This window comes from Rheinheimera marina, from assembly GCF_042654345.1.
Taxonomy (GTDB): Bacteria; Pseudomonadota; Gammaproteobacteria; order Enterobacterales; family Alteromonadaceae; genus Pararheinheimera; species Pararheinheimera marina.
Genome location: NZ_JBHSGB010000012.1, coordinates 109,151 through 122,475, shown reverse-complemented (window position 1 = coordinate 122,475; position 13,325 = coordinate 109,151). Strand labels below are relative to the sequence as shown.

General features: G+C 51.7%; 14 protein-coding genes. 5 read left to right on the top strand and 9 right to left on the bottom strand.

The window, feature by feature from the left end:
* Positions 1-8 precede the first annotated feature (8 nt).
* The 3 genes from ACFO3I_RS13845 to mutT are packed head-to-tail and all read left to right on the top strand — an operon-like array spanning position 9 to position 4,084.
* The gene (locus ACFO3I_RS13845; RefSeq protein ID WP_377334848.1) at positions 9-923 is read left to right on the top strand and encodes a M23 family metallopeptidase; all 915 of its coding nucleotides are present in this window, start codon (positions 9-11) and stop codon (positions 921-923) included.
* A 51-nt stretch (positions 924-974) separates the two neighbouring features.
* Entirely contained in the window at positions 975-3,686 is a 2,712-nt protein-coding gene (gene secA / locus ACFO3I_RS13840) for a preprotein translocase subunit SecA (protein WP_377334846.1), read from the top strand.
* Complete coding sequence (gene mutT / locus ACFO3I_RS13835; RefSeq protein ID WP_377334844.1) at positions 3,686-4,084, top strand: 8-oxo-dGTP diphosphatase MutT; 399 nt, start codon at positions 3,686-3,688, stop codon at positions 4,082-4,084. Before secA ends, mutT begins: the two co-directional genes overlap by 1 nt.
* Before the next feature lie 73 nt (positions 4,085-4,157).
* Here mutT and yacG read toward each other — a convergent pair whose 3' ends face one another.
* The 9 genes from yacG to ACFO3I_RS13790 form a co-directional block, all read right to left on the bottom strand.
* Positions 4,158-4,391: a DNA gyrase inhibitor YacG gene (yacG, locus tag ACFO3I_RS13830; protein ID WP_377334842.1), complete on the bottom strand. Its 234-nt coding sequence runs from the start codon at positions 4,389-4,391 to the stop codon at positions 4,158-4,160.
* A 44-nt stretch (positions 4,392-4,435) separates the two neighbouring features.
* Positions 4,436-5,182, bottom strand: a complete 747-nt coding sequence (gene zapD / locus ACFO3I_RS13825; protein ID WP_377334840.1) for a cell division protein ZapD — start codon at positions 5,180-5,182, stop codon at positions 4,436-4,438.
* 44 nt (positions 5,183-5,226) lie between these two features.
* Positions 5,227-5,844, bottom strand: coding sequence for a dephospho-CoA kinase (coaE, locus tag ACFO3I_RS13820; protein WP_377334838.1), 618 nt, complete (start codon positions 5,842-5,844; stop codon positions 5,227-5,229).
* Positions 5,841-6,710, bottom strand: coding sequence for a prepilin peptidase (locus ACFO3I_RS13815; protein ID WP_377334836.1), 870 nt, complete (start codon positions 6,708-6,710; stop codon positions 5,841-5,843). The genes coaE and ACFO3I_RS13815 overlap by 4 nt, the downstream gene beginning before the upstream one ends.
* Positions 6,711-6,721: 11 nt before the next feature.
* Positions 6,722-7,942, bottom strand: a complete 1,221-nt coding sequence (locus ACFO3I_RS13810) for a type II secretion system F family protein (RefSeq protein WP_377334834.1) — start codon at positions 7,940-7,942, stop codon at positions 6,722-6,724.
* 15 nt (positions 7,943-7,957) lie between these two features.
* Complete coding sequence (gene pilB, locus ACFO3I_RS13805) at positions 7,958-9,655, bottom strand: type IV-A pilus assembly ATPase PilB (protein ID WP_377334832.1); 1,698 nt, start codon at positions 9,653-9,655, stop codon at positions 7,958-7,960.
* Between the two features lie 73 nt (positions 9,656-9,728).
* Positions 9,729-10,106 (bottom strand): pilin, encoded by a 378-nt coding sequence (locus ACFO3I_RS13800; RefSeq protein ID WP_377334830.1) that lies wholly within the window; start codon positions 10,104-10,106, stop codon positions 9,729-9,731.
* Between the two features lie 195 nt (positions 10,107-10,301).
* On the bottom strand, positions 10,302-11,177 hold the full coding sequence (gene nadC, locus ACFO3I_RS13795; RefSeq protein WP_377334828.1) for a carboxylating nicotinate-nucleotide diphosphorylase: 876 nt from the start codon (positions 11,175-11,177) through the stop codon (positions 10,302-10,304).
* Positions 11,178-11,209: 32 nt separating this feature from the next.
* Positions 11,210-11,731 carry a retropepsin-like aspartic protease family protein gene (locus ACFO3I_RS13790; RefSeq protein WP_377334826.1) on the bottom strand — a complete coding sequence of 174 codons (522 nt, stop codon included), beginning with the start codon at positions 11,729-11,731 and terminating at the stop codon, positions 11,210-11,212.
* A gap of 65 nt (positions 11,732-11,796) precedes the next feature.
* Here ACFO3I_RS13790 and ampD point away from each other — a divergent pair, with 65 nt between their 5' ends.
* Both ampD and ampE read left to right on the top strand, forming a co-directional pair.
* A complete protein-coding gene (gene ampD / locus ACFO3I_RS13785) occupies positions 11,797-12,336 on the top strand; it encodes a 1,6-anhydro-N-acetylmuramyl-L-alanine amidase AmpD (RefSeq protein ID WP_377334824.1) in 540 nt (179 codons plus the stop codon).
* The gene (gene ampE / locus ACFO3I_RS13780) at positions 12,333-13,292 is read left to right on the top strand and encodes a beta-lactamase regulator AmpE (RefSeq protein WP_377334822.1); all 960 of its coding nucleotides are present in this window, start codon (positions 12,333-12,335) and stop codon (positions 13,290-13,292) included. Before ampD ends, ampE begins: the two co-directional genes overlap by 4 nt.
* Positions 13,293-13,325: the final 33 nt, after the last annotated feature.

The window sequence follows — 13,325 nt, the reverse complement described above, 5'->3', positions numbered from 1 at the left end:
GAGGTTGCATGAGTGTAACAGTTTTCTATCGTGGCCGACATCGGCACTTCAGCTTCGGCAGTACGCCCTGGCAGCTGACAGTGTCCGCGGTCATGCTGTTTTGTATAGCTGCGGGCGCTGGAGCTGCTTTTTCTAATTTATTCCAGCAAGGTAATGCAGAATTAGAAAAAGTACGTTTAAGCCGGGCCGCTGAAACGGAAGAAATCGCTGATATCCGTCGCCGTGCTGAAAACCAGCTGGCGGCGCTGACCGCTAAAGTGGCTACGCTGCAGGCGCAGGTGAACCGGCTGAATATGGTCGGTGAGCGCCTGATCGATGCCGCAAACTTACCTACTGAAGAATTCAATCTGCACAGTGCGCCTGCTATGGGCGGGCCTTCTCAGACGTCGACTGAGATCAGCCTGGCTGAGCTGAACGCCGTGTTGCTGCAGCTCAACGAGCTGGAGCAAAACCTGCAATCTGAACAAACCCGCTTTGCGATGCTTGAATCTTTGGATCTGAATCACCAGATCGGGAAAAGCGTAGCGCTGTCAGGTCGTCCTGTATTGAGCGGTTATTTATCCTCAAGCTTTGGGGTGCGTAGTGATCCCTTCAGTGGTGAACCTGCTATTCACCGTGGCGTGGATTTCGCCGGTAAAGAAGGCGATGCCATTATGGCGACAGCTGGTGGCATCGTAACCTGGGCCGGTGAGCGTTTTGGTTATGGTCTGATGGTCGAGATAGAGCACAGTGATGGCTATCGAACCCGGTATGCCCATGCCAAATCCGTGACAGTACAAATTGGTCAGGTGGTCAGTAAAGGTGAGCAGGTGGCAGAGATGGGCAATACAGGCCGCTCCACCGGGCCCCATGTGCATTACGAAGTATTAAAGAATGGCCAGCAAATTGACCCAATGTTGTTTGTCAATCGCCGAATCCAATAAGAATAAGACCTGCATCCGTGCAGGTTTCAACCTATGAAGTGGTAACAACTGATGTTCGCAAAACTATTTACCAAAATGTTTGGTAGCCGCAATGATCGTTTCCTGAAAAAGCTGGATAAACAGGTCGGTCTGATTAACAGTCTTGAAGCAAAATTTGCGGCGTTGTCTGACGACGAACTGAAGCAAAAAACAGCAGAATTTAAACAACGTTTTGCTGACGGCGCCACACTGGATGATTTATTAGCTGAAGCTTTCGCCACAGTGCGTGAAGCCAGTAAACGTGTGTTTGGTATGCGTCATTTCGACGTGCAGCTGATTGGCGGTATGGTGCTGCATCAGGGCAAAATCTCTGAAATGCGTACCGGTGAAGGTAAAACCCTGACGGCAACTCTGCCGGCTTACCTGAATGCGCTGAGCGGTCAGTCGGTTCATGTCATTACTGTGAACGATTACCTGGCCAAGCGTGATGCGCAAACCAATGCGCCGCTGTTCAGCTTCTTAGGTCTGACTGTTGGTGTGAACGTGCCTGGTATGGGCCACTACGAGAAGCAGCAGGCGTATCAGGCCGATATTACCTACGGTACCAATAACGAATTTGGTTTTGATTACCTGCGTGACAATATGGCGTTTTCCGCACCGGAGCGGGTGCAACGTCGTCTGGCGTACGCCATTATCGACGAAGTGGACTCGATCCTGATTGACGAAGCCCGTACGCCGTTAATTATCTCCGGTCAGGCGGAAGACAGCTCTGAACTGTACCGCGTGATCAATACTGTGGTGCCTAAGCTGCAAAAGCAGGAAAAAGAAGACGAAGAAGGCGAAATGGGGGATGGCCATTTCACCATCGATGAAAAGGCCAAACAGATTTATCTGACCGAACGGGGTCAGATCCAGGTCGAAGAGATGCTGACCGAGCTGAAGCTGATCCAGCCCGGTGATTCTTTGTATTCCGCCAGCAATATCACCTTGTTGCACCATGTCTATGCCGCTTTGCGGGCCCATAACCTGTTCCGGAAGGACGTGGACTATGTGGTCAAAGAAGACGAGATTGTGATTGTTGACGAACACACTGGCCGTACTATGGAGGGCCGTCGTTGGTCTGAAGGTTTGCACCAGGCGATTGAAGCCAAAGAAGGTGTACGCATTAACCACGAAAACCAGACATTAGCCTCTATTACCTTCCAGAACTACTTCCGGATGTACGATAAGCTGGCCGGTATGACCGGTACTGCCGACACCGAAGCCTTTGAGTTCCAGCAAATTTATGGCCTGGAAACCATAGTGATCCCAACCAACAGACCGATGATCCGGAAGGATATGGCGGATCTGGTGTATTTGACGGCAGAAGAAAAATACAACGCTATTATCAAAGATATTGAAGAGACCCGAGCGGCAGGCCGTCCGGTGCTGGTGGGTACAGCGTCGATTGAAACCTCTGAATACCTGTCGTCTTTACTGCATAAAGCAAAAATTGAGCACCAGGTGTTAAACGCCAAGTTCCATGCCAACGAAGCACAAATTATCGCTCAGGCTGGTGTTGCCGGCACTGTGACTATTGCCACCAACATGGCAGGTCGTGGGACCGACATCGTGTTGGGTGGTAATCTACAGGCCGCTATTGCTGCTTTAGGAGAAAACCCGACGGAGCAACAAGTTGCCCAGGCCAAAGCGGAATGGCAACAACGCCACGATGCAGTGATTGCTGCCGGTGGTTTGCATATTATTGGTACTGAGCGCCATGAATCCCGCCGTATCGACAACCAGCTGCGTGGTCGTGCCGGTCGTCAGGGTGACCCTGGTATCAGCCGTTTCTACCTGTCGCTGGATGATGCGCTGATGCGTATTTTCGCCTCGGACCGGATGGCTGGCATGATGCGTAAACTGGGTATGCAGCCTGGTGAAGCCATCGAGCACCCGTGGGTCAGTCGTGCCATTGAAAACGCACAACGCAAAGTGGAAGCCCGTAACTTCGACATCCGTAAGCAATTACTGGAGTTCGATGACGTCGCCAACGATCAGCGTAAAGTGGTGTATGAGCAACGGAATGAGCTGATGGATGCATCAGACGTTTCAGAAACCATTTCGGCCATTCGCCATGACGTGGTGGACGCTGTGATTAGCCAGTACATTCCTCCTCAGTCGCTGGATGAAATGTGGGACGTACCTGGTTTGGAAGCTCGTCTGCGCGCCGATTTTGCGATCGACATGCCTGTGGCCAAATGGCTGGCAGATGATAAAAAACTGTTTGAAGAACAGCTGCGTGAACGTATTCAGGATGTAGTCGCCAAAGCCTATCAGCTGAAAGAGCAAATGGTCGGTGAATCGGTGATGCGTCAGTTTGAAAAATCCGTCATGTTACAAAGCCTGGATACGCATTGGAAAGAGCACCTGGCGGCCATGGATCACCTGCGTCAGGGCATCAATCTGCGTGGTTATGCACAGAAGAACCCGAAGCAGGAATACAAGCGTGAAGCTTTCGAGCTGTTCTCCACTATGCTGGACCAGCTCAAGCTAGATGTCATTGGGGTTCTGTCGCGTGTGCAAATTCGTGCAGCTGAAGATGTGGACGCGGTGGAAGAGCAGCGTCGTCAGGCTGAGAGTACCCAAGTACAGTACCAACACGATGAAGTTGAGCAGGTGGCATCAGAAGCGCCGGAAAACCGCGCCCCAGTGTTCCGCGAAAGTGAAAAAGTCGGTCGTAATGATCCGTGCCCATGTGGTTCAGGCAAAAAATACAAAGCCTGTCACGGTAAGCTGGTTTGATGACGAAAGTGGTGCATGTGGCTGTTGGCGTGATCTTGCGCCAACAGCAGGTTTTGTTGGCACTGCGGCCGGATAAGCTGCATCAGGGTGGCCGTTGGGAGTTTCCCGGTGGCAAAGTGGAAGCAGGTGAAAGCACCGCACAGGCGTTGTCCCGGGAGTTGGCTGAAGAGGTGGCCTTAACGGTGCACAGCAGCAGCCCTTGGTTTGAACTGACGTACGATTACCCGGAAAAAACTGTGCGGCTGGATATTCATCTGGTGCAGGACTTTAGTGGCGAAGCGCAAGGGCTCGAAGGGCAACCTGTGCGTTGGGTACCATTATCTGAGTTAGCACAGTATCAGTTTCCTGATGCCAACCAGCCTATCCTCGACAAACTTCTTGCAGAATTTGGCCGCTGATAAGCGGCCTTATTATTCGCTGCAGCTTCAGCCTGTTCTCGTGGCCAGCATAGCTGTAGCGACCAGACCCCTGTCAGTCTTTAAAAAACTCAGCGTCCTGCCCGGCAAATAATTCATCAAGCTCGGTCAATTGTTGTTCGGTCAATGGCTGGTCCTGCAAGCTTTTATCAGCAATACGGTGTTCCTCAGCCGCCCAGGCGCCTAAATCAATCAGACGACAACGGTCCGAGCAAAAGGGTCTGAATGCAGCTTCGGGTCCCCAGACAACTTCAGTCTGGCAGGTTGGGCATTTTACAATAGTGGCCATTGGGCTCTCCGGCGACAAATATCGGCCGCAGTGTAGCGGAAGCCTTAGCAGCAGGCCAGTTGGAAGCTGACGTTTTTGTCGATGGTAGTGCGGCCCAATTCATCACAGAGCTGCATAAAGCGAATGGCGTAGCGGTATTTATTGCCACTGATGGTTGGGTAACAGCCAGCCTGACTGTCGTATTCAATTCTCAGCAGCTCAAACTGTTCAGTGTTATTTTGCATAAAACCGTTTTCCGCGATCAGCGCCTGAAACTGGCCGCGCTCGCGGATAAAACTCAGCACAAAGCTGATGGCCGACTCCACCAGCCGGAGTTGTTCCAACCAGTCGTTGGCTTGTTGCTGGCGAATGTGATGTGGCCGCTCTGACCAATACTGCAATTGGGGTAAATCGAAGGGGCAGGTGCCGCCTGGAATAAAAAAACGTTGGCGCAACGGCGACAGAAACTTATCTTCTTTCAGGCAATTAGCTAACTTGCTGCCGCGTAGTAATTCACTTTGCAGCCGGACTGCTTTTTGCAGCATTTGTTGTAAGGCGTCGTCAGAAATTTGTGGATGACGGGACCAATTGACCAGGGAGGCTTCACAACGTTCAATGTCTTTGATTAAATCCGGTCTGACGTCATTGCGGTCCAGCACTTCAATCAAGGCAAAAAGTGCAGTAAAAAAACCTTGTTGCTGCCACTGTGTTTCTAACGGCAAAAACTGCTTTACCTGTGCAAACAGGTAATCAACCCGCAGGTAAGTCCGGACTTTTTCGTTCAACGGATGTTCGTACAGTACAGCAGCCATAGCAGAAACATTTGTTAACAATGAGCATTACCATAAACCTAAGTTCAGGCTTTGGCTAGTTTTTCCTCAGCGAGCTGGCGATAGAGTTCATCCAGTCGCCGCACCCGTTGTTCAACCATCGGCAGGCTTTGACTGTTGTCTATCAATTGATCGGCCAATTCGCGGCGTTGAGCCCTGCTGTGTTGGCTGGCGAGGATCTGTTGCACCTGCTGTTCGCTGACCTGGTCACGTTTGACTGTGCGTTCAATTTGCAGGGATTCCGGCACATCCACCACCAGAACCTGGTCGCAGTACTGCTGCAAACCATTTTCCAGTAATAAAGGCGCGGTCAGAATAGCGTAAGCGGATTGGCACTGTGCCAGTTGCTGCAACAGGCGTTGGCGGATCAGCGGATGCAGCAGCTGATTCAGCCAGGCTTTTTGCTCCGGGTTGGCAAAGATAATGTCCCGTAACGCGGCGCGGTCCAGCTGGCCTTCGGCTGTCAGCAGTTCTGCGCCAAAGTGAGCAATGATTTGCTCCAGTGCAGCTTGCCCTGGGGCGACGACCTGGCGGGCAACCAGGTCAGCATCCACGGTTTGAATACCCAATTGCTGGAAAAAGCATTCAACCGTGCTTTTTCCGCTGCCGATACCCCCCGTTAACCCAACAATGAACTGACTCATAAACCCAGGCTCGCCAGATACCAATGGTTAATTTGGTCGCCCCATAGCATCGCAATCAAACCTGCAGCGGCAATGTAAGGGCCAAAAGGAATAGGGGTGGTTTTATCTTTACCCTGGACCAGCAACAACACAGAGCCCACCACGGCGCCGACCAGCGCAGAAAACAGAATAATTTGCGGCAGTAAAGCCCAGCCAAGACCGGCACCCAGTAGCGCTAATAGTTTAAAATCACCGTAACCCATGCCTTCTTTGCCGGTGGCCAGTTTAAACAGCCAGTACACAGACCAGAGACTCAGGTAACCAAAGACAGCACCCAACACCGCATCCTGCACGGGCAGGGTCCAGCCGGCTACGGCACTCATCAGCATCAACCATAACAACGGCTGAGTGATTTGGTCCGGTAACAGCATTTTATCCAAATCGATAAAGGTCAGTGCTATCAGGCCCCAGCTCAGCACCAGGTACACCAGACAGCTGCTGGTTACGCCAAAGCGTGCGGCGACAGCCACCGAAATTAAGGCGGTGAAGAGTTCGACGAGAGGGTAACGTGGGCTGATTTTTGCGCTGCAATAGCGGCAGCGACCTTTCAGGCTCAGGTAACTCAGCAGCGGGATATTGTCTTTGGCGGCTAATGGATGCTGGCAATGAGGGCAACAGGAACCAGGCAGGGCCAGATTAAAACGGCTGGTCGTTGCGGGGTGTTCGGGCTGAAAATAGGCCTGGTAATCACGTTGCCATTCCAGCTCCAACATTTTCGGCAAGCGGTAGATCACCACATTAAGGAAACTGCCGACCATCAGGCTGAACAGAAAAACCAAAGGTAAAAATACCCACTCTGATTGTTGCATGGCCTGCAACAACGGCATAAAAAAATCCATTACACAATACTGCCCAGTTGGAAAATCGGAAGGTACATTGCCACGATAAGGCCGCCTATTAAGACACCTAACACCGCCATAATCAAGGGCTCCAGCAAGGAAGTCAGGCCATCGACGGCATCATCCACTTCTTGTTCATAAATCGTCGCCACTTTGGCCAGCATGCTGTCTAAGGCGCCGGATTCTTCACCAATGGCGACCATCTGGTTCAGCATTTCAGGAAAAGCCTGGGTGGTTTTCATCGCCATATTCATCTGATTACCGGCTGCCACTTCTTCCCGCACCGTGAGTATCGCAGCGCGGTATTTTTCATTGCCGGATGCGCCTGCTGCTGATTCCAGTGCTTCAATCAACGGGACGCCAGCGGCAAAGGTGGTGGACAGGGTACGGGCATAACGGGCGACCGCCGCTTTATTTAAGATGCCCCCGATGACAGGTAGTTTCAGCATGCCATGGTCCGCTGCTACTTTAAACTGATGGTTGGTTTTGTAGGCTTTGCCATAAGCCCAGATTAGCGCCATCACTACAGCCAAAGCAACGTACCAGTAAGCCTGCATCCACTCTGAAATGCCGAGCACAAAGAGCGTAAAGGCGGGCAACTCGGCACCCATACTGCCAAAAATCTGGGCAAACTGAGGCACCACAAAAATCAATAAAATGGACGTAACTATCACTGCCACCACGACGACGGCTATCGGGTAGAACATCGCTTTTTTAATTTTGGATTTCAGGGCTTCAGCTTTCTCTTTATACAGCGCTATCCGGTCAAAAATGCGGTCCAAGGCACCGGACTGTTCACCTGATTTCACCAGGTCACAGAACAGTTCATCGAAGTAGTCTTTATGCTCGCGCAGTACTTCCGACAAGGGGGTGCCGCCCTGCACCTTGGAAGAAATCTTCAGCATCAGTTGGCGTAAGGTTTCATTGCTGGCGCCGTTGGCAATTAAATCCAGGCTTTGCACCAAAGGCACACCAGCGCCCAGCATAGTGGCTATTTGCCGGGTAACGACCGCGATATCCGCCGAGCCGACTTTCGGCTGGCCAATCATAATGGGCTTGGCTTTTTTCTTCACTGCTGTCGGGTTAATACCCTGACGCAGCAGTTGTTGGCGGGCTTCAGCCACAGAGCCGGCCTTCAGTTCGCCACTGATTTTCTGGCCGCGGCGATTCAGACCTTTCCAATTGAAACTGTCCAGCTCCTTTAGTTTGCTTTGTGCCATATGTCAGCGCCTCAGTCAGAGATTGGTCACCCGGTTTACTTCGGCCAGGCTGGTGAGCCCGTTAGCGGCTTTTTTTAACGCACTTTGGCGCAGACTGGCAAAGCCCTGTTGCCTGGCCAGTTGCGCTATATCCAACGAATTGGCGCCTTGCATAATCTGTTCAGCTATTTCGCTGCTGATTGGCATCACTTCGTAAATGCCGACCCGGCCTTTGTAACCGCCGGTGCAATAATCACAGCCTACAGCTTTAAACAGCTTCAGCTCTGCCAGTTGACCGGGTTCAAAGCCTTGTTTCAGCGCCTCATTCTCAGGCAGGTGTTCTGCGGCTTTGCAGTGTGGGCACAAACGCCGGGCCAGCCGCTGAGCAATAATCAGCGACACTGAGCTCGCCACGTTGTAAGCGGGCACGCCCATATTCAGCAGACGGGTCAGGGTTTCAGGCGCCGAGTTGGTATGCAGCGTGCTTAGGACCAGGTGACCGGTTTGCGCCGCCTTAATGGCTATTTCAGCGGTTTCCAGGTCGCGGATTTCACCGACCATAATCACATCAGGATCCTGACGCAGAAAGGCCTTTAACGCCGAAGGAAAAGTTAAACCGGCTTTAGGGTTGACCTGCACTTGGTTAATACCCGGCAAATTAATTTCCACCGGATCTTCTGCGGTAGAAATATTGGTTTGCTCGGTATTGAGAATGTTGAGGCCGGTATAAAGTGACACCGTTTTGCCCGATCCTGTGGGACCCGTGACCAGGATCATGCCTTGCGGCTGTTCCAATGCTTGCAAATACAATTGTTTTTGTTCAGGTTCATACCCCAAAACATCGATGCCCAGCATGGCACTGTCAGAGTCGAGGATCCGCATCACGATTTTTTCGCCCCACAAGGTCGGTAAGGTGCTGACCCGAAAATCAATCGACTTCTTCTGCGACAGTTTCAGTTTGATGCGGCCATCCTGCGGTATGCGTTTTTCAGCGATGTCGAGCCTGGACATCACTTTCAGCCGGGCGGAGAGCCGGGTTGAAAGCGCCGCAGGCGGCGACGCCACTTCATGCAGAATGCCGTCAATACGAAAGCGGATGCGGTAGATTTTTTCGTAGGGTTCAAAATGCAGGTCTGAAGCGCCTTTACGCACAGCGTCGTGCAGCATCTTGTTGATAAAGCTGATAATGGGTTGGTCTTCACTGTCACTGCCAACCGTTTTGTTCTCTTCGTCTTCAGGGCCTGTCAGCCCGAGTTTGGCTAAATCCCATTCGGTATTGGAAAAGCTGTCAGTGCTGGTGGTTTCAAACAGCTGTTCAATGGCTTTATGCAGCTTATCAAACTCCACAACGACCAGTTCTGCATTCAGACCCGTATTGAATTCAAAATCTTCTACTGGCGCCATATCCGTGGGATCCGCGACCGCCAGAAACAAGGTTTTATGACGCCGTGCCAGCGGCAGGATTTGGTGTTTGCGGATCAGTTTTTCATTGCGGATGCTTTCCGGAATGGCGGAGACGTCAAAAAAGTCCAGGTCCAGGCTGCTGTGTAAGGTGTACGCAGCTGCAGCTTCAGCCAGCACCCTGGCACTGATGAGTTTTTCCTGCACCAATAACTCAGCCAGACTTTGGTACTGATGCGCTTTTTCCTGCAACAGTTTCTGCAGCTGCTGTAAGTCCAGCAGCTGTGATTGTTGCAAACGCTTCACTAGTACTGAGTGTGTGTTCAGAGCCATGCTACCGGACCAAAGTGGGAAGCTGACAAATAAGATAAAAACGGCCCTGTCGGGCCGTTTTCAATGAGAGCAATTAACCTGCGGTACAACCTTGAATAGGTACTGCACCATCACCACTGAGGACACAAGCCCAGGTAATGCTTTCACCTGGATTGGCCGGCGCTGTCGGGGTTAAGGTGGCGGTAATACCGTCATACTCCAACGATAACACGCCAGCGTCAGCACAATCCGGAATGGCATTGCCAGCAGAGTCATTACAAGCCAGAGTTCCGGTTGTAGCAAAAGCCTCTGCAACTTTAATTTTCTGCCCCCCCAATGAAGCAACTGCGTTGGAACCGCGGGCACGTGCTGTGTAGTCCTGATAAGCAGGTAAAGCTATTGCAGCCAAAATACCAATAATGGCAACAACAATCATCAATTCAATAAGGGTAAAGCCTTGATTTCTATTCATGAAACTTCTCCTGAAAGTCCTGTCCACTGAGGAACAGTCTAAGTGTGGTAAATATTTGTTATTCCGCAAGTCTGAGATTCAGCTTTTGCTTAATAACTTAAAAAACAACAAATTAGACTGGGTTGCTGCGATTTCCGATACAGAGTGCTGAGCCAGATTTAGATGCAGGGCGGGACAGGCTGCCCTGCATCGCACTTAAAGTGAGCGCAGCCGCATGGAGAGGTCGATGGCCTGAACGTGTTTGGTCAAAGCGCCGCTGGAAATATAATCCACCCCAGTGGCAGCCAGAGCCCGCAGTGCCTCTGCCGTGATATTGCCAGACACTTCCAGTTTGGCTTGACCTTTATTCAAACTGACCGCTTGTTGAATGTCGGCCACATGCAGGTTATCCAGCATGATGATGTCAGCACCGGCTTGCAGTGCCTGGTCAAATTCAATCAGATCTTCCACTTCCACTTCCACGGCTTTACCAGGGAAGTTTTGTCGGGCTTTTTCCACCGCGTTTCGAATAGAACCTGCAGCGGCGATATGGTTTTCTTTTATCAGAAATGCGTCAAACAAGCCTAACCTGTGGTTTTTACCGCCACCGCATGCAACGGCATACTTCTGCGCCAACCGCAGGCCAGGCAAGGTTTTGCGGGTATCAAGCAGTCTGGTATGGCTGCCTTCGAGGTGTGCGACATAAAGCGCCGTTGTGGTGGCCGTGCCACTCAGTGTCTGCACAAAATTTAATGCGGTGCGCTCACCAGTTAGCAGCACCCGGGCTGACCCTGTAAGTTCACAGAGCACTGTGTTGGCGGTGAGGTGATCGCCATCTTGGGCAAACCAGCGCACCTGAATGTCCGACGAGAGCTGGGCAAAGACTTCATTCAACCAGGCTGCGCCAGCCAGAATGCAATCTTCACGGCAGATAATAGTGGCCACTGCTTGTTGTTCCACAGGGATCAGCGAGGCGGTAATATCGCCGCTGTGTTGATCCAGATGACCTAAATCTTCGGCTAAGGCGGCAGCGACGGAACGCTGGATCTCCAGCTTCAATTGATCGGCATAAGGTACTGCAAATAACATCATAGAAGTGTCCGGTGTTGCACCAATGGTTGGTGTTAATGACGCTGTATAAGACGGAGTTCGTCTCCCTGTTGGCTGAATTCTAATTGTTTCAGCGCACTCATGCCTAACAAAATATCTGTACCTGCCAGGCCTGGGCTGATACTGGCGCGAATATCCTTCAACTGAATGTCGCCGAGCTGCAATGTGGCCAACCGGCTGTCATAGGCCGTGCTGATGCCATTGGCTGTACTGATGGGATAAGCTCGGCCTTTGGACATACCCAGCTTTGCTGCAGCCTGTTCTGACACCGCCACTGTGGTTGCCCCGGTATCCAGCATAAATTGGGCTTCAACTCCGTTAAACAAGGCAGTGCCTACATAGTGACCTGACGGATTGCGTTTGAGGATGGTGATGATTTCCCCTGACTGGCCGACCTGACTTTGCAGCCTGGGGTTGGGATTTATTTGTAACGAAATATAGTCGGCGAAGAACCAATACAGCAGCCCAAGCAGCAATAACCAGCTAATCCAGCTAAAGAGCCTGCTGATTTTTGTTGTCCCTTCATGTGCTTGCATTCATTTCCTTTCGCGTTGACAATAAAGACATAGCTTAACCAATAGCGTGCAATGGGAAAAGGCAGATGTCCGCGGTTCAGATGGTGCAGTACCAAAGCCCGCATTATAACGACAGACCACAAGGCACTGTGGTCAGTTTACTGGTGATCCACTGCATCAGTTTGCCCGCTGGTGAATTTGCGACCCCTTATATTCACGATCTCTTTATGGGGCAGCTGGACTGCGATGCAGACCCCAGTTTTCGCAGTCTGCAAGGCGTGCGAGTGTCGGCGCATCTGGTGATTTTTCGTGACGGCAGCGTGCATCAGTACGTGCCTTTTAACAAAAGAGCCTGGCATGCAGGCCAGTCCGAATTTCAAGGACATGAAAACTGTAATGACTATTCGATAGGTATAGAGTTGGAAGGCACCGAACAAGAGCCTTACACCGAGGCCCAATACCAAAGTTTGATTCAGGTTACCGCCTTACTCTGTCGCTTTTATCCTGCAATTACTGCTGAACGTATTGTGGGTCATCAGCAGATTGCGCCTGGACGCAAGACAGACCCAGGCCCCAGTTTTGACTGGGAACGTTACCTGCACGCTGTAAAGGAGAACAATGTATGACGCTGATCAGTATGCTGATAGCCCTGATAGTGGAACGTCTGGCCGTGCGCAGTGATGCCTGGCAATTCTGGCCCTATGCCCGTAAATACCTGAGCTTCAGCCGGACCAGTGCTATTGCGCGTTTGGCTTCGCACCCACAAGGCCAGTATCTGTGGTTAGTATTGCCTGGGCTGCTCTATGCACTGCTGCTGTGGCTGATCGACAGCGGCTTGGTGTCGCTGGTGCTGAATACCCTCGTATTGCTGGTGTGTATCGGCTGTTGGCACTACCGCCAGCAGTACAAGCATTATTTGAATGCGACTGAGCGTGGCGATAATGAAGCCGCATTTTTAACGATGCAGCAAATCTCTAAAGATGCAGGCCTGACTGAGCAGGAATTGAGTTATGGCCAGCGTCTGGTCTGGCTGAACTTCCGTTACTATGCTGCGGTGTTGTTTTGGTTTGCGTTATTCGGTGGTGCCGGGGCTTTGACCTACGCGCTACTCCGCCAACTGTCTGAGCCTGTGTTGTGGCAGGCTGACGCTGAAACTGCAGTGACGGAAACAGAGCTGGTTGCTGTGGAAGAAGGCACTGAGACCTATCAGGCACAACAGGCTGAGGTGGATCCTGACGCTGAATCAAACGCGGCGCCGGCGAGCCAATGGCTGGACGATCTGCAACCTCTGCAGCGGCTGATGTTTTGGGCCGATTGGTTACCAGCCCGGATTTTTGGCCTGGGTTTAGCTCTGGTTGGGCATTTCTCCCGCGCGTCTGCAGCGCTGATTGGTTTCTTTGCCAATACCCATGCACCGGCAAGTACCGTGATTACGACGGTCGCGAAGGCTGCTGAACCATTGCCGGAAGACAGTTATAACTGCAGCGAAGAGACCGCATGTATGGTGCAGTTGTCCAAGCGTAATGTGTTGTTTTTCCTAGCCTTGGTTGCTGTGTTGACGCTGTCAGGCTGGGTCCGCTAAGCACAGTTTTCTTTGCCATCTGCACAAGGCCGG